Origin of the sequence: Streptomyces sp. NPDC052012 (genome assembly GCF_040689265.1) — a bacterium.
In the GTDB taxonomy this organism is placed as follows: Bacteria; Actinomycetota; Actinomycetes; order Streptomycetales; family Streptomycetaceae; genus Streptomyces.
Genome location: NZ_JBFAXA010000001.1, coordinates 768,569 through 783,952, shown reverse-complemented (window position 1 = coordinate 783,952; position 15,384 = coordinate 768,569). Strand labels below are relative to the sequence as shown.

Below are 15,384 nucleotides of genomic sequence, written 5' to 3'. Positions count from 1 at the left end.
TCGGCGCGAGTGGCGGGCGGTCACGAGGCGGAGGACGGGTCGGATGCGACGGACGCGGATCGAGAAACCACGGCAGCCGGCCAGGGCCCGACGGGACGCCGAGGAGGCGGCCGCGCACGGGTCTCCGGAGGACCCCTCCGCCCGCCGGTACGCACCGGGGACGTCCGCGTTGCGCGCGTCTCTCGACCCGCGCGATCCCGACATCCTGCGCGCCAAGCGGCTGGGCCTGCGCCCGCGGGACCACGCCGGGAACGGCGGCTCGTAGCTCTTCCGGGGCCGGTGTGCGCCCTTGTCGGGCATCAGGGTGTTGTCGGGGCCAGGTCAACACGCTTCAATGCGGGGGAACTCGGGGACCTGAACGGCCGCGTACGGATGTGAAGACTCCGCCGCGCGCCGACGGGGACGGCCCGGGGTGCCCCGCGCGAACGGTCTGACCAGCCGTTGTGGACATTCACAGAAAGGCCCCTGCATGCCGCACGCCACATCGCACGCGGACGTCGCCACCGTGGAACTGGACTCGGCCCTGCGCGGCGGCCCCTTCCATGTCGCCCTGCGGGCCGCGATCGCCGCACGCGGGCTGCCCCTGCAGCGTGTGCAGCACCATCTCTCGCGCCACGGCGTGAAGGTCGGCGTCACGAGCCTGAGCTACTGGCAGCAGGGGGCCCGGCGCCCTCAGCGCCCGGAGTCGCTGCGTGCGGTGCGGGCGCTGGAGGAGATTCTCCATTTGCCCGAGGAGTCACTGATCCGGCTGCTCGCCGAGTCCGGCGAGGACCCGGCCGGCCGGCGCTCCGCGGGCCGGTCCTACCGGTCGCTCGTCGAGGCGACGGGAGTCGTCGACCGGCTCCTGGACGAGCTCGGCGCCCCGCGGGACAGCGGGCTGCACACCCTGGGGCAGCACGAACGGGTCCGGATCGGGGCGCGCCGCGAGCTGGCGGACCGCGAGTCGCACCACATCGTGCGCGCCCACCGCGACGGCGTCGACCGTTTCGTGGCCGTCCATCACGGCGACCCGGGCTCCGCGCCGGAGCGGATGACCGTGCACGCCCTGGAGAACTGCCTGGTCGGACAGGTGCGCCGGCACCAGGAGACCGGTGTGCTCGCCGCCGAGCTGCTCTTCGACACACGGCTGCGGGCCGGTGACACCTTCCTCTTCCGCTACGCCGTCGAGGACGGCACGGCCGGGGCCTCGCACGAGTACGTGCGCGGGACGGACTCCCCCGGCGGCCAGTACGCCCTCCAGGTGTCCTTCGACGCCGGGGCGCTCCCGGTGCGCTGCCACCGGTTCACCCAGCACTCCGCGGCTGCTCCCCGCGCGGGCCGCCAGGAACTCGCGCTCAGCGGGCGGCACTGCTCCGTGCACCTCGTCGAGCCGCGCATGCGGTCGGGGTACGTGGGGATCGCCTGGGACTGGGAGTGAGCGCGGCGGGAGCGCTCGGGTTCCGGGGGCGGTCACGTCACGGGCAGCCGTGAGGCAGGCCACGGGCATCGGGGCGGCCGGGCCTCGGACTTCGTGACGTGCTCAGGCGTCGGGCTTGGCGACGATCGTGCCGTTCTCGACCTCGACGGTGAGCTTCGTCAGCGGCGCCACGGCCGGCTCGCGCAGCACCTTGCCGGTGGTGGCGTCGAACTCGCTGCCGTGACAGGGGCAGATCAGCTTCGTCCCCTCCAGCTTGTTGATGGCGCACCGCGCGTGCGTGCAGATCGTGCTGTACGCCGCGAGGGAGCCGTCCTCGCCCCGGCTGACCACCACGTTGTGATCCCGGTACAGCGTGGCGCTGCCCCGGGCGACCTCGCTCTCGGCGCCGAGCTCCACCGGTCCGGTCGGCTGCTCGGGCTTGTCCTCGGCACCCGCGCAGGCGGTGAGGCCCAGTCCGGCCACGGGGGTGAGGGCGACGCCTCGCAGGACGGTACGGCGGCTCGCGGTGGGTCGGCCGGGCATGGGTGCTCCAAGGTCGAGGGTGGGACATCGGGACGATACCGGGCGTGATCAGGGGCTGTGCGGGCAGGTGGGGGCGCCCGGGCGCCTGCTTATTCTGGAGCGCCCTCTCGTGCGCCCGAGAAAGGAACTCCTCGTGATCGTCGTAGCCGGTGAGGCCCTGATCGATCTGGTCCCGCAGGGGACGGGGGCGCTGGCGGCGCTCACACCGGCGCTCGGCGGCGGGCCCTTCAACACGGCGGTGGCGCTGGGACGCCTGGGCACCCCCACCGCCTTCTGCTCCCGTGTCTCCCGGGACGCCTTCGGTGAGGCCCTGCTGGGCCGGCTGCGCGCGACCGGCGTGGACGTGTCGGCGGTGCAGCGCGGTGACGAGCCGACGACGCTGGCCGTCGCCACGGTCGGCGCGGACGGTTCGGCCGCGTACTCCTTCTACGTCGAGGGCACGGCGGACCGGCTGTTCACGGTGCCCGACGCGCTGCCGGCCGGCACCCGCGCGGTGTCCTTCGGCACCTGCTCCCTGGTGCTGGAGCCGGGGGCGAGCGCCTACGAGGAGCTGCTGCACGGGGCGTCCGCGCGGGGCGTGTTCACGGCGCTGGACCCCAACATCCGGCCGGGGCTGATCGCCGATCCGGACGCGTACCGGGCCCGGTTCCGCGGCTGGCTGCCGTCGGTGTCGCTGGTGAAGCTGTCCGAGGAGGACGCCGAGTGGCTCGGCGGGGATCCCCGGGAGTGGCTGGCGGCCGGTCCGGCGGCGGTCGTGATCACGCGCGGCGGCGAGGGGCTGACCGCGTTCACGTCCGACGGCGGCGAGTACTCCGTGTCCGGTGAGCGGGTCACGGTGGTGGACACCATCGGCGCGGGCGACACGGTGAACGCGGCGCTGCTGCACGGTCTGGCGGTCCGCGACGCGCTCAGCGCGGAGAAGCTGGCCGCTCTCGGTGCCGACGGCTGGGCCGGCCTGCTCGGCTTCGCCGCCCGCGCGGCGGCGATCACCTGCTCACGAGCGGGGGCGGAACCGCCGTACGCGCACGAGATGGACGGCTGACCGGGCACACACCTCGCCCCACGGACGTCGTGTTCCGTGGGGCGCAGCGTGCGTCTGGTGCCGGGGCCGGTCAGGCCTTGGTCGCGCGGGTGGTGTTCTTCGCGGCGGCCTTGGTGGTCTTGGCCGTCTTGGTCGTCCTGGCCGTGGCCTTGGTGGTCCGGCCGGTCCTCGCCGTGCTGTCGACCGTCTTGGTGGCGGTCTTCCGCGTGGTGGCCTTCGCCGCGACGGTCTTCTTCGCCGCCGCCTTGCGCGGGGCCCGCACCTGGGTCGCGTCGCTGATCCGGTCGGCGCCGAGGATCTCCCGCAGGAACTTGCCGGTGTGGCTGGCCGGGACCGCGGCGACCTGCTCGGGCGTGCCCTCGGCGACGACGACACCGCCGCCGGCGCCGCCCTCGGGGCCCATGTCGACGACCCAGTCGGCGGTCTTGATCACATCGAGGTTGTGCTCGATGACGATGACCGTGTTGCCCTTGTCGACCAGGCCGGACAGGACCTTCAGCAGCTTGCTGATGTCCTCGAAGTGCAGGCCCGTGGTCGGCTCGTCCAGGACGTAGACCGTGCGACCGGTGGAGCGCTTCTGGAGCTCGCTGGCGAGCTTCACGCGCTGCGCCTCACCGCCGGACAGGGTGGTCGCGGACTGGCCGAGCCGGACGTAGCCGAGCCCGACGTCGTTGAGCGTCTTCAGGTGGCGGGAGATCGCCGGGACCGCCTCGAAGAAGTGCATGGCCTCTTCGATCGGCATGTTGAGCACGTCCGCGATGGACTTGCCCTTGTAGTGGACCTCCAGGGTCTCCCGGTTGTAGCGGGCGCCGTGGCACACCTCGCACGGGACGTAGACGTCCGGGAGGAAGTTCATCTCGATCTTGATGGTGCCGTCGCCCGCGCAGTTCTCGCAGCGGCCGCCCTTGACGTTGAAGGAGAAGCGGCCGGGCATGTAGCCCCGCACCTTCGCCTCGGTGGTCTCGGCGAACAGCTTGCGCACGTGGTCGAAGACACCGGTGTACGTGGCCGGGTTGGAGCGTGGAGTGCGGCCGATCGGCGACTGGTCGACGTGGACGACCTTGTCGACGAGGTCGTCGCCGTCCACGCGCGTGTGCCGGCCGGGGACGGCACGGGCGCCGTTGAGCTCTCGGGCCAGGTGGGTGTACAGGATGTCGTTGACCAGGGTCGACTTGCCGGAACCGGAGACGCCGGTGACGGCGGTGAACACGCCCAGCGGGAACGAGACGTCGATGTCCTTGAGGTTGTTCTCGCGGGCGCCGTGCACCGTGAGCTGCCGGGTCGGGTCGATCGGGCGGCGGATGTCGGGCAGCGGGATGGCCTTCTTGCCGGCCAGGTACTGACCGGTCTGCGACTCTGCGTTGGCGAGCAGTTCCTTCAGGGAGCCGCTGTGCACGACCTTGCCGCCGTGCTCACCGGCGCCGGGGCCGATGTCGACGATCCAGTCGGCGGTCTTGATGGTGTCCTCGTCGTGCTCGACGACGATGAGGGTGTTGCCCATGTCGCGCAGCCGGACGAGGGTCTCGATCAGCCGGTGGTTGTCGCGCTGGTGCAGGCCGATGGACGGCTCGTCGAGGACGTAGAGCACGCCCACGAGGCCGGAGCCGATCTGGGTGGCCAGGCGGATGCGCTGGGCCTCACCGCCGGAGAGGGTGCCCGCGGCGCGGTTGAGCGAGAGGTAGTCCAGGCCGACGTCGACCAGGAAGCGCAGCCGCTCGTTGACCTCCTTCAGCACCCGCTCGGCGATCTTCTTGTCGCGGGCGGTGAGCTTGAGCTCGCCCAGGAAGTCCGCGCAGTCGCTGATGGACATCGCGGAGACCTCGGCGATGGACTTCCCCATGACCGTGACGGCGAGGACGACCGGCTTGAGGCGCGTGCCCTGACAGGCCGGACAGGGGACCTCGCGCATATAGCCCTCGAAGCGCTCACGGCTGGCGTCGCTCTCGGCCTCGCTGTGGCGGCGCTTGACGAAGGGCACGGCGCCCTCGAAGGCGGTGGTGTAGCGGCGCTCGCGGCCGTAGCGGTTGCGGTAGCGGACCTCGATCTGGGTCTTGTGGCCGTACAGCAGTGCCTTCTTGGCGCGCTGCGGCAGACCCGCGAAGGGGATGTCGGTGCGGAAGCCGAGCGCGTCGGCGAGGGCGCCGATCAGGCGGGCGAAGTAGTCCTTGGTGTGGCCGTGCGACCAGGGGTGGATGGCGCCGTCGTCGAGGGACTTCTCCTCGTCGGGGACGATCAGCTCCGGGTCGACCTCCATGCGCGTGCCGATGCCGGTGCACTCGGGGCAGGCGCCGAAGGGCGAGTTGAAGGAGAAGGAGCGCGGCTCGAGCTCCTCGAACGACAGGTCGTCGTACGGGCAGTACAGGTGCTCGGAGTACATGCGCTCGCGCTCGGGGTCGTCCTCGGGGAGGTCGACGAAGTCGAGCACGACCATGCCGCCGGACAGGCCGAGGGCGGTCTCCACGGAGTCGGTGAGGCGGCGCTTGGCGGAGTCCTTCACCGTGAGACGGTCGACGACCACCTCGATGGTGTGCTTCTCCTGCTTCTTCAGCGTGGGCGGGTTGGACAGCTGGACAGTCTCGCCGTCCACACGCGCGCGGGAGTAGCCCTTGGTCTGGAGGTCGGAGAAGAGGTCGACGAACTCGCCCTTGCGCTCGCGCACCAGCGGCGACAGCACCTGGAAGCGGCTCCCCTCCGGCAGCTCCAGGACCTTGTCGACGATGGCCTGCGGCGACTGGCGCGAGATCGGCCGGCCGCACTCGGGGCAGTGCGGCTTGCCGATGCGCGCGAAGAGCAGGCGCAGATAGTCGTAGACCTCGGTGATGGTGCCGACCGTGGAGCGCGGGTTGCGGGAGGTCGACTTCTGGTCGATGGAGACCGCCGGGGACAGGCCCTCGATGAAGTCGACGTCCGGCTTGTCCATCTGACCGAGGAACTGCCGGGCGTACGAGGAGAGCGACTCCACGTAGCGCCGCTGCCCCTCGGCGAAGATCGTGTCGAAGGCCAGCGAGGACTTGCCCGACCCCGACAGGCCCGTGAAGACGATGAGCGAGTCGCGCGGGAGGTCGAGCGAGACGTTCTTCAGGTTGTGCTCGCGCGCTCCACGGACGATGAGACGGTCGGCCACGCCGGTCCGCACCTTTCTTGAGAGAAGTGACAGGGGCGGGGCCCCCGTGCTTTCTCAGACTAGGGGGAGCCACTGACAACGCCGGTCGGATTCACGGGTTGACAACAAACCCCGGCTCTCCAGCATGCCCGACGCCACCCACGACCATATAGCACGTGCATTCGATTTACGGCACTGCTTCACCACCTTCACCCGAAGGTGTGGCCCGACTAGGGTCAGCACCATGATTGATCACGCTCATGACCTGGCGTCTGTACAAGCCGCTACCGAACGGCTGCTCACCGCCGTCGGCACCCTGGACAACGCGGCTGTGACCCAGTCGTCACGGCTGCCCGGCTGGACCCGCGGCCATGTTCTGGCCCACCTCGCCCGCAACGCGGACGCCTTGGTGAACGTCCTTGAGGGGCGGCCCATGTACGTCTCCGGCGAAGCCCGGGACGCCGACATCGAGGCCGGGGCTCCGCGTCCGCTCGACGTGCAGCTCGCCGACGTGCGCGACAGCGCGGCACGTTTCCAGGAGGCAAGCAGGGCACCGCAGGACTGGTCGCGCACGGTCGAGCTGCGCAACGGGATCACGGACCGCGCGGCCCGGGTGCCGTTCCGGCGCTGGGTGGAGGTGGAGCTGCACCACGTGGACCTCGGCATCGGCTACGAGCTGGAGGACCTGCCGGCGGAGTTCACCGAGCGGGAGATCGACTTCCTGGCGCGGCGGTTCTCGGGGCATCAGGACGTGCCCGCGACGAACCTCGTCGCCGAGGACGGCCGCTCCTGGACCACCGGGGGCGGAGCGGAGGGCGGCCCGGTGCTGGTCGAGGGCCCGGCCGCCGACCTGCTGGGCTGGCTCGCCGGCCGCCGTGACGGCACGGGGCTGCGGGTGAAGGGCGGCACGCTTCCGGCACTGCCACCGCTGTAGCCGACCACGGCCGTCGTCGCCGCTATAGGCTGACGGCCATGACGTACAGCGGTCGGGTGACGGTCGGCGGCCCAGCCGACGTGCACGAACTCAAGGACCTGATGATCACCAAGGTCGCGGTCGGTCCCATGAACAACAACGCCTATCTGCTGCGTTGCCGGGCCACCGACGAGCAGTTGCTGATCGACGCGGCCAACGACGCGGACACCCTGTTGGGCACGATCGGTGACGACGGCATCGCGTCCGTCGTCACCACCCACCGGCACGGTGACCACTGGCAGGCGCTCGCCGAGGTCGTGGCGGCCACGGGCGCCCGCACCTACGCGGGCCGGGAGGACGCCGAGGGTATTCCGGTGCCGACCGACGTCCTGGTGGACGACGGCGACACCATCCGCGTGGGGCAGGTCGAACTCACCGCGCGGCACCTGGTCGGCCACACCCCCGGCTCGATCGTCCTCGTCTACGACGACCCTCACGGGCATCCCCATGTGTTCACCGGGGACTGTCTCTTCCCGGGCGGTGTGGGTAACACCCACAAGGACCCGAAGGCGTTCGCCAGCCTGATCCACGACGTCGAGACCAAGATCTTCGACGTCCTTCCCGACGAGACCTGGGTCTACCCGGGGCACGGCGACGACACCTCGCTGGGCGCGGAACGACCGCATCTGCCGGAGTGGCACGCGCGGGGCTGGTGACCGACCGGGGCCGTGACCGGTAAGGACCGTGCCCCTTGGGGGCGGGGCTTACCGGTAAAGGTCGTACGGCCTCGGAGGGCGGGGCTTACGCCTGGGCCTGTCCCGCGCCGGCCAGCGCCGCGATCCGCTCCACCGCGAAGACGTACCCCTGGACCCCGCATCCCGCGATCACGCCGTCGGCGCGCAGCGAGACGTACGAGTGGTGCCGGAACTCCTCACGCTTGTGGATGTTGGAGATGTGGACCTCCAACACGGGCAGCCCGTCACAGGTGTTCAGGGCGTCCAGGATCGCCACGGACGTGTGCGAGTAGGCGCCAGGATTGATCACGATGCCGCAGTGGTTCAGCCGCGCCTCGTGGATCCAGTCCACCAGCTGCCCCTCGTGGTTGGACTGCCGAAGATCCACCGTGCCCCCGTGCGCTGCCGCCGCCTTGACGCACATCGCCTCGACGTCGGCGAGCGTGTCGGACCCGTAGATCTCGGGCTGCCGCTGGCCGAGAAGGTTCAGATTGGGGCCGTTGAGAATCATGATCGGGGCGTCGGCCAGGGTGCGGGGCACGGTGCGGTTCCTCCGGTCCGTTCGGGGCGGGGTGCGGTCGCGGGACCACTGCTGCTCACGGTTTATCACGGTGCGGCGACCGGGTGTCGGCCCCTAGCCTCCCGGCATGACGATGATCTCGTATCCGCCGAAGCCCGCACCGGGCGACCGCATCGCCGTGATCTCCCCCTCGTCCGGTCTGCCCGGCCTCTTTCCGCTGCCCTACGAGCTCGGGCTGGAACGGCTGCGCAAGGAGTTCGGGCTCGAACCGGTCGAGTATCCGGCCACCCGGACCATGGGCTCGACGCCGCGGCAGCGGGCCGACGACATCCACGCCGCCTTCGCCGACCCGGACATCAAGGCCGTGATCGCGTCCATCGGCGGCGACGACCAGATCACGGTGGTGCCGCTGCTGGACCGGGAGGTGATCCGCGCGCATCCGAAGCCGTTCTTCGGGATGAGCGACAACACCAACCTGCTGGCGTTTCTGCGGGAGAGCGGGATCGTCGGCTATCACGGCGCGAGCGTGATGGTGGAGCTGGGCCGCCCGGGAGCCATGCACCCGCAGACCGCCGACTCCCTGCGGGCGGCACTGTTCACCTCGGGCGAGTACGAGCTGCGGCCTGCGGTTCGGTGGCGTGATGTCGACGGAGACTGGGCGGATCCGGCGACGTTCGCGCGGGAGCCCGAGACCCGGCCCGGAACCGGCTGGACCTGGGTGAACGCCGACCGAGTCGTCGAGGGCCGCACCTGGGGCGGCTGTCTGGAGATCGTGGGCTGGCTGCTGATGGCCGGCCGCGGAGTCGCGTCCGACCTGTCGGAGTACGACGGCGGGGTGCTGTTCCTGGAGACCTCCGAGGACATGCCGAGCGCCAGGGAGGTGTTCTGGACCCTGCGCAACATGGGTGAGCGCGGGCTGCTCGGACGCTTCTCGGCGCTGCTGATGGGGCGGCCCAAGACCTGGTTCTTCGACCGGCCCAACACCCCCGAGGAGGGTGCGGCCTACGCCGCCGAGCAGCGGGAGGCCGTGCTCCGCGCGATGCGCGCCTACGCCCCGGACACGCTCGTCGTCTTCGACGTCGACCTGGGCCACACCGACCCTCAGTTGGTGATCCCCTACGGCGGCCTCGCTCGCGTCGACGGACCGGCCCGGCGCATCACGGTCACGTACTGATCCGCGCACCACCGTGCGCCCCCGTAACGCATGGTCACTGTGGGTAGTTGAGCCGATGTGCGCGATCTACCCTCCGTGAAATCCCCGTCCCGGGCGACGGCTCCGTCCATGCCACGGCTCGCCGCCGCCTCGCTCGTCGGTACGGCCGTCGAGTTCTACGACTTCTTCGTCTACGGCACGGCCGCCGCGCTGGTCCTGGGGCCGCTGTTCTTCCCGACCTTCTCGCCGCTGGCGGGGGCGCTGGCCGCGTTCGGGACGTTCGGCGTGGGCTTCGTCGCGCGGCCGCTGGGATCCGTGCTGTTCGGGCACATCGGGGACCGGCACGGACGGCGGCCGGTCCTGATGGCCTCCCTGCTGCTGACCGGCGGCGCCACGGTCGCCGTCGGGTGTGTGCCTACGTACGACGCGATCGGTGTGCTCGCTCCGCTGCTGCTCCTCGTGCTGCGGTTTCTGCAGGGGCTGGGACTCGGCGGTGAGTGGGGCGGGGCGGTGCTGCTGACCGCGGAGCACGCTCCGCCCGAGCGGCGCGCGCTGTGGTCGAGCTTTCCCCAGGTCGGGCCCTCGCTGGGGTTTCTGCTGGCCAACGGTGTGGTGCTGGGGTTGTCGGCCGGGCTGTCCGAGGCGCAGTTCACCCAGTGGGGGTGGCGGGTGCCGTTCTGGGCGGCGGGGGTACTGGCGCTGGTGGGGCTGTGGCTGCGCTCGTCGCTGGCGGAGAGCCCCCGTTTCCTGGAGATCGACGACCACGCACGCGTGCCGTTCGCGGAGGTGGTCCGCGATCACTGGCGACTGGTGCTGCTGACGGGCGGGGCGCTCGCGGTCGGGTACGCGATCTTCTACTCCGTGTCGACGTGGTCGCTCGCGTACGCCACGGACCGGCTCGGGGTGGACCGCTCCGTGGCGCTGACCTGCGTCATGGCGGCGGTGGCGGTGAAGGGCGCGCTCACCCCGGTGATGGCGCTGCTCGGTGACCGCTACGGCAGACGGCCGTTGTGTCTGGCCGGATGCGCGGCGGCGGCGCTGTGGATGTTCCCGATGGTCGCCCTGCTCGCCACCGGGGCCGCGCTGCCGATGTTCGCCGGTTTCCTCGGGGCGATGCTGGCGTTCATCACGATGTTCGCGGTGATCGCCGCGTATCTGCCGGAGTTGTACGAGCCCCGGATCCGCTGCACGGGCGCGGCCGTCGGCTACAACCTGGGCGGCGTCATCGGCGGCGCCCTGACTCCGCTCGCCGCGACGGCGCTGGCCGAGCAGGGCGGGCGGGTGCCGTGGGGAGTGGGGGCGTATCTGACGGCGATCGCGCTGCTGAGCCTGGGGTGCTTCGCGCTGCTGCCGGAGACGCGCCCGGTGCCGGCGGGGGCGGCGGGGCCGGTCTCGGCTACGGGTTGATCGCCAGTTCCAGGTAGGCCGCGAACAGCACCAGGTGCACTCCGCCCTGGAGCGGGGTGGCCCGGCCCGGGACGATGGTCAGTCCGCTGACCACCACGGTCAGGGCGAGCAGCACCAGATGGGTGTTGCCGAGGCCGAGGACGAGGGGGCCGGAGAGCCAGAGCGAGGCGAGGGCGACCGCGGGGATGGTCAGTCCGATGCTGGCCATCGCCGAGCCGAGGGCGAGGTTGAGGCTGGTCTGCACCCGGTCGCGGCGTGCGGAGCGCAGTGCTGCGATGGTCTCGGGGAGCAGGACGAGCAGCGCGATGATCACGCCTACGACGGCATGCGGCAGCCCGGCCGCGTCCACCCCCGACTCGATCGTGGGCGAGACCCCCTTGGCGAGACCGACCACACCGATCAGGGCGACGCCCAGCAGTCCCAGACTGATCAGCGCCGTGCGGGCGGACGGGGCTCGGGCGTGCTCCTCGGCGGTGATCACCTCGCCCTGCCGGGTGATCGGCAGGAAGTAGTCGCGGTGCCGCACGGTCTGGGTCGCGACGAACAGGCCGTAGAGGATCAGCGAGGAGACCGCGGCGAAGGTGAGCTGCACGGAGGAGAACTCCGGGCCCGGTTTGCTCGTGGTGAACGTCGGCAGCACCAGGCTCAGAGTGGCCAGGGTCGCGACCGTGGCGAGTGCGGCGCCCGTGCCCTCCGGGTTGAAGATGGCGGTGCCGTGCCGCAGGGACGCGGACAGCAGGCTCAGCCCGACCACGCCGTTGCAGGTGATCATCACGGCGGCGAACACCGTGTCCCGGGCGAGCGTGGCGCTCTTGTCGCCGCCGTCGGCCATCAGCGTGACGATCAGCGCCACCTCGATGATGGTGACAGCGACCGCGAGGACCAGCGAGCCGAAGGGTTCACCGACCCGGTGAGCCACCACCTCGGCGTGGTGCACGGCCGCGAGCACCGCTCCGGCGAGGACCAGCGTCACCACCGCGACGACCCCGCCGGGCAGATCGCGACCCCAGGTCAGGATCAGCAGTACGGCAGCGAGCAGCGGCGCCAGGGTCGTCCACTGTGCCATGAGCGGCCTGAGCCGGTCGATCATGCAGCGATCGTCCCAGACGCGAACAGGCCCCGCACCTGGTCGTGCGGGGCCCGTCCGTCAGGGTCAGACGTCGATGCTCTTCCTGTCGGGGTTCTCGGCCCCGCCCTGCGCCGCCTCGGCCGCCGCCTGCTTCCGCGTGGCGCGGAGGCTGGTGATCGTGGTGACGATCAGGACGGTGCAGATCACGCCCAGCGAGACGGGGATGCTGATCTCGGGGACGTGGACCCCCGACTCGTGCAGCGCGTGCAGCACCAGCTTCACGCCGATGAAGCCGAGGATGATCGACAGTCCGTAGGACAGGTGGACCAGCTTCTTCAGCAGACCGCCGATGAGGAAGTACAGCTGCCGCAGACCCATCAGGGCGAAGGCGTTCGCGGTGAACACGATGTACGGGTCCTGGGTGAGGCCGAAGATCGCGGGGATCGAGTCCAGCGCGAACAGCACGTCCGTGGTGCCGATGGCGAGCATCACGACCAGCATCGGGGTCATGACCTTCTTGCCGTTCTGCTGGATCCACAGCTTGGTGCCGTGGTACCGGTCGGCCACGCCGAAGCGGCGCTCGGCGGCCTTGAGCAGCTTGTTCTCCTCGTACTCCTCGTCGTGCTCCTCGGCCCGGGCCTCCTGGATGAGCTTCCAGGCGGTCCAGATCAGGAAGGCGCCGAAGAGGTAGAAGACCCAGGAGAAGCTGGCGATGATCGCGGCGCCCGCGGCGATGAAGACGGCCCGCAGCACCAGGGCTATGAGGACACCGACGAGGAGGACCCGCTGCTGGTACTGCGACGGCACCGCGAACTTCGCCATGATCAGGACGAAGACGAAGAGGTTGTCGACGCTCAGGGACTTCTCGGTGATGAAGCCGGCGAAGAACTCGCCGGCGGGCTGGCCTCCGGCGAAGACCAGCAGGCCGAGCCCGAAGAGCACGGCCAGGGCGATCCAGACGCCGGTCCAGATCCCCGCTTCCTTGATGGATACGTCATGCGGCTTGCGGCCGATGAAGAAGTCGACCACGATCAGGGCGCACAGGCCCACGATCGTCAGGACCCACAGGGTCAGGGAAACATCCACTGCGCCTCCGGCAGATACGTCACACGGCAAATGTCAGCGTCGTCGCTGCCGGAGGTCTCTTCCACCCGGGCCTTCGGCGCGTGACAGCGCCGGGCAAGGCCCTCGGGCCGACGCCCCGGGATCTGGCCTGATCCGTATTGACGGGGTCGCCGCACAGACAGGGAGTACTCCCCTCCGTGCCAAGAACAATACCCCAATCGCCAAGGATTGGTAAAGAGCAGAGTAAAGGAAGGTCCAAAGTCGCAGGTCAGGACCACTTTACGGGCGCTTGGGCAAAGAGGGTCGGGGAGTCACGGACGGGTCAGCGGTTCCAGGCGCGGCGGGCCGCGGCGACCTGGGTGAGCACCTGCTGGAGCACCTGACTGCCCGCCGGCACGAGCGGGGGCTCGTACGTCCAGGCGTGCCCGACCCACGGGTCCGCCAGGTGATCGTCGGCGACCGGCGTCAGCCGCAGCAGCGACCGCCACAGCGGATCGAGCAGCGGCCCGTAGCCGGAAGACTCCTCGCGGTCCGCGACCATCATCAGATGCACCCCGACCGAGGGGCCCTCGTCGGCGAGATAGCGCAGCTGGTTCACGGCCCGGTCGTCGAAGCCGTGCGGGAAGTCGTTGACGATCAGCAATTGCTGGGACGTGTCGAAGCCGGGCGGCAGCGCGTCGGCCGCGCCGCCGCGCAGCGCCATCTGCACCAGGTCGACCCGCTGGGTGAGCCTGCCCAGCACGTCCGCCACGCCCGCCGCGCCCTGGGCGGGCGGGGCCGCCAGCACACCGGTCTGCGTCAGCGGCGCCAGCGACTGCGCACCCGACCCGGCCGGGTCGATGACGTGCACGGTGAACTCGCCCGCCGGATAGACGGCGAGCAGCCGGGCCGCGTGCGCCACCGCCGTGTCCATGGCGAGGCGGCGCATCTCGTGGGAGTCGTTGAACGACCCGTCGATCGAGTCGGCGCGTCCGCTGTCGATCCACAGGCCGCGCTCCAGCGGCAGCCGGAGCAGCATCGGGATGCGCACCCGGTCGGCCTCCGGCAGACGCAGGTCACCGAGGCGCAGCGCCATCGGGATCTCCATCGGCACCCGGTAGCCGTGCCAGACGGGGTTGTCCCAGCGGGCGAACGCGGGCGGCAGCGCGGGCTCGACCACCTCGGCCTCGGCCACGAGCTGGGCGATGTCCCGGTCGAGGGCCTCGCGGGCCTGGGCGACGAGCTGGGCGTGCCGGGCGCGGGCGGCCTCGCGTGCGGCGTCGCCCTGGCCGCCGATCCGGCTGCGCGGGTCGGACAAAACCTGCTCGAGCTCCTTGTCCATGCGCGACTCGGCGAAGTCGACGGCGCTGCGGTAGGCGGCGGTGGTGCGGGCCAGGTCCTCGAACATGCCCCAGACCTGGTTGTAGAGCCGCTCCTCCATGGACCAGCCGGTGGCGTCCCCCGCGACCGGCTGTGCGGGCTGCCCGGGCTGGGCCGGGGGCGCGGTGGGCGGGGGCGGCGGCGGGGCGGACGTCTGCCGGGAGGGGTGGCTGTAGTCGATCGGACCGCCGGCACCGGCCGCGTTCGGCTCCGGGGCACCGGCGCCGCCGTACGTCGGCTGGCCGCCACCCTGGCCGGGTATGCCGGCCGGCTGCCCGCCGTACGTCGGTGACACGGGGCCCGGCGTGCCCTGGGGCGCGGTGCCGCCCTGGTCCGGGCCGAGCGCCGGGGCGGCGGCCTGACGGGAGCGGTCGCCGTCGGAGGGGCGGGGCGGGGGCGCCTGCACGGAGCGGGCGAGGCCCCGGGCCACTGCCTCGTGGATGCTGCCCGCGAGCTGCTGGGCCTGGGGCAGACCCTGGTCGGTGAAGAGGTCGGCCAGTCCGCCCGCGTATCCCTGGCCGACGGCGCGCACCTTCCACGCGCCCTGCCGCCGGTAGAGCTCCAGGGCGACGACGGCCGACTCGGCCTCCAGGCCGGTGATGGTGTAGCTGGCGACCTCGGTGCCGTCCAGGCCGGTGACGGCGACGAAGGGGGCCGCCACGGAACCGAAGCGGACGGGGCCGGGACCGCCGCCCGGCGCAGGCAGGGCGAGCAGCACACTGACGCGGTGGACCGCGTCCGTCATGGCGTCCAGGTCCACCGCGAGGCGGTGGTCGGCGGCCGCCTGCCGCGACACCTCCAGGCCGGGCTGGGTGGGCGCGCCCGGATGGGCCACCCACTCCACCCCGTGGATCCGACCGGCCTCGTCCCCGAGCGCGGCCGCGGCCACGATCGGAGTGCCGGCCGAGATCCGGATCTCCAGACGGGACTGGGAGAGCGGGTGGTTCTGTCCCCGCACCAGCTCGGCCGTCATCGCCTTCGTCCCCCTGTGTCGCGTGGTCGCGTGTGCAGTGTCGTGTGCCGCTCGCCGGTGGCCCGCCTGCTCGGCCGGTTCGCCTGCCGGTTCTTCAGGACCGGACC

At 71.3% G+C, this 15,384-nt stretch carries 13 protein-coding genes; 7 read left to right on the top strand and 6 right to left on the bottom strand.

Annotation, left to right across the window (positions count from 1 at the left end; all coding sequences use genetic code 11):
• The first annotated feature begins 43 nt into the window (after positions 1-43).
• Complete coding sequence (locus AB0412_RS03570; RefSeq protein ID WP_366400774.1) at positions 44-265, top strand: hypothetical protein; 222 nt, start codon at positions 44-46, stop codon at positions 263-265.
• Between the two features lie 204 nt (positions 266-469).
• Complete coding sequence (locus AB0412_RS03565) at positions 470-1,417, top strand: hypothetical protein (RefSeq protein ID WP_366400773.1); 948 nt, start codon at positions 470-472, stop codon at positions 1,415-1,417.
• A 102-nt stretch (positions 1,418-1,519) separates the two neighbouring features.
• On the opposite strand, the gene AB0412_RS03560 is transcribed toward AB0412_RS03565, so the two are convergent.
• Entirely contained in the window at positions 1,520-1,939 is a 420-nt protein-coding gene (locus AB0412_RS03560; protein ID WP_366400772.1) for a Rieske (2Fe-2S) protein, read from the bottom strand.
• A gap of 133 nt (positions 1,940-2,072) precedes the next feature.
• Between AB0412_RS03560 and AB0412_RS03555 the strand changes: the two genes are divergently transcribed.
• Positions 2,073-2,981 carry a carbohydrate kinase gene (locus AB0412_RS03555; RefSeq protein ID WP_366400771.1) on the top strand — a complete coding sequence of 303 codons (909 nt, stop codon included), beginning with the start codon at positions 2,073-2,075 and terminating at the stop codon, positions 2,979-2,981.
• Between the two features lie 70 nt (positions 2,982-3,051).
• Here AB0412_RS03555 and uvrA read toward each other — a convergent pair whose 3' ends face one another.
• A complete protein-coding gene (gene uvrA / locus AB0412_RS03550) occupies positions 3,052-6,105 on the bottom strand; it encodes an excinuclease ABC subunit UvrA (RefSeq protein ID WP_366400770.1) in 3,054 nt (1,017 codons plus the stop codon).
• Between the two features lie 223 nt (positions 6,106-6,328).
• Here uvrA and AB0412_RS03545 point away from each other — a divergent pair, with 223 nt between their 5' ends.
• Both AB0412_RS03545 and AB0412_RS03540 read left to right on the top strand, forming a co-directional pair.
• Positions 6,329-7,018: a maleylpyruvate isomerase family mycothiol-dependent enzyme gene (locus AB0412_RS03545; RefSeq protein ID WP_366400769.1), complete on the top strand. Its 690-nt coding sequence runs from the start codon at positions 6,329-6,331 to the stop codon at positions 7,016-7,018.
• Positions 7,019-7,056: 38 nt separating this feature from the next.
• On the top strand, positions 7,057-7,713 hold the full coding sequence (locus tag AB0412_RS03540; RefSeq protein ID WP_366400768.1) for an MBL fold metallo-hydrolase: 657 nt from the start codon (positions 7,057-7,059) through the stop codon (positions 7,711-7,713).
• Between the two features lie 85 nt (positions 7,714-7,798).
• Here AB0412_RS03540 and aroQ read toward each other — a convergent pair whose 3' ends face one another.
• Entirely contained in the window at positions 7,799-8,272 is a 474-nt protein-coding gene (gene aroQ / locus AB0412_RS03535; RefSeq protein WP_366400767.1) for a type II 3-dehydroquinate dehydratase, read from the bottom strand.
• Between the two features lie 106 nt (positions 8,273-8,378).
• On the opposite strand from aroQ, the gene AB0412_RS03530 reads away from it, so the two are divergent.
• Together AB0412_RS03530 and AB0412_RS03525 are read left to right on the top strand one after the other, a co-directional pair.
• Positions 8,379-9,425: a S66 peptidase family protein gene (locus tag AB0412_RS03530; protein WP_366400766.1), complete on the top strand. Its 1,047-nt coding sequence runs from the start codon at positions 8,379-8,381 to the stop codon at positions 9,423-9,425.
• Between the two features lie 108 nt (positions 9,426-9,533).
• On the top strand, positions 9,534-10,811 hold the full coding sequence (locus AB0412_RS03525) for an MFS transporter (RefSeq protein ID WP_366400765.1): 1,278 nt from the start codon (positions 9,534-9,536) through the stop codon (positions 10,809-10,811).
• Here the strand turns inward: AB0412_RS03525 and AB0412_RS03520 are convergent.
• From AB0412_RS03520 to AB0412_RS03510, 3 genes are all read right to left on the bottom strand, one after another.
• Positions 10,801-11,901, bottom strand: coding sequence for an ionic transporter y4hA (locus AB0412_RS03520; RefSeq protein WP_366400764.1), 1,101 nt, complete (start codon positions 11,899-11,901; stop codon positions 10,801-10,803). The two genes, AB0412_RS03525 and AB0412_RS03520, sit on opposite strands and share 11 nt — an antisense overlap.
• Positions 11,902-11,964: 63 nt before the next feature.
• Positions 11,965-12,966, bottom strand: a complete 1,002-nt coding sequence (locus AB0412_RS03515) for a TerC family protein (RefSeq protein ID WP_366400763.1) — start codon at positions 12,964-12,966, stop codon at positions 11,965-11,967.
• 301 nt (positions 12,967-13,267) lie between these two features.
• Positions 13,268-15,277 carry a TerD family protein gene (locus tag AB0412_RS03510; RefSeq protein WP_366400762.1) on the bottom strand — a complete coding sequence of 670 codons (2,010 nt, stop codon included), beginning with the start codon at positions 15,275-15,277 and terminating at the stop codon, positions 13,268-13,270.
• Positions 15,278-15,384 lie beyond the last annotated feature (107 nt).

Excerpts from the sequence above, each read along its gene's own strand:
- AB0412_RS03570 (WP_366400774.1), top strand. The coding sequence starts at position 44 with ATGCGACGGACGCGGATCGAGAAACCACGGCAGCCGGCCAGGGCCCGA.
- AB0412_RS03565 (WP_366400773.1), top strand. The coding sequence starts at position 470 with ATGCCGCACGCCACATCGCACGCGGACGTCGCCACCGTGGAACTGGAC.
- AB0412_RS03560 (WP_366400772.1), bottom strand. The coding sequence starts at position 1,939 with ATGCCCGGCCGACCCACCGCGAGCCGCCGTACCGTCCTGCGAGGCGTC.
- AB0412_RS03545 (WP_366400769.1), top strand. The coding sequence starts at position 6,329 with ATGATTGATCACGCTCATGACCTGGCGTCTGTACAAGCCGCTACCGAA.
- AB0412_RS03540 (WP_366400768.1), top strand. The coding sequence starts at position 7,057 with ATGACGTACAGCGGTCGGGTGACGGTCGGCGGCCCAGCCGACGTGCAC.
- AB0412_RS03530 (WP_366400766.1), top strand. The coding sequence starts at position 8,379 with ATGACGATGATCTCGTATCCGCCGAAGCCCGCACCGGGCGACCGCATC.
- AB0412_RS03525 (WP_366400765.1), top strand. The coding sequence starts at position 9,534 with ATGCCACGGCTCGCCGCCGCCTCGCTCGTCGGTACGGCCGTCGAGTTC.
- AB0412_RS03520 (WP_366400764.1), bottom strand. The coding sequence starts at position 11,901 with ATGATCGACCGGCTCAGGCCGCTCATGGCACAGTGGACGACCCTGGCG.
- AB0412_RS03510 (WP_366400762.1), bottom strand. The coding sequence starts at position 15,277 with ATGACGGCCGAGCTGGTGCGGGGACAGAACCACCCGCTCTCCCAGTCC.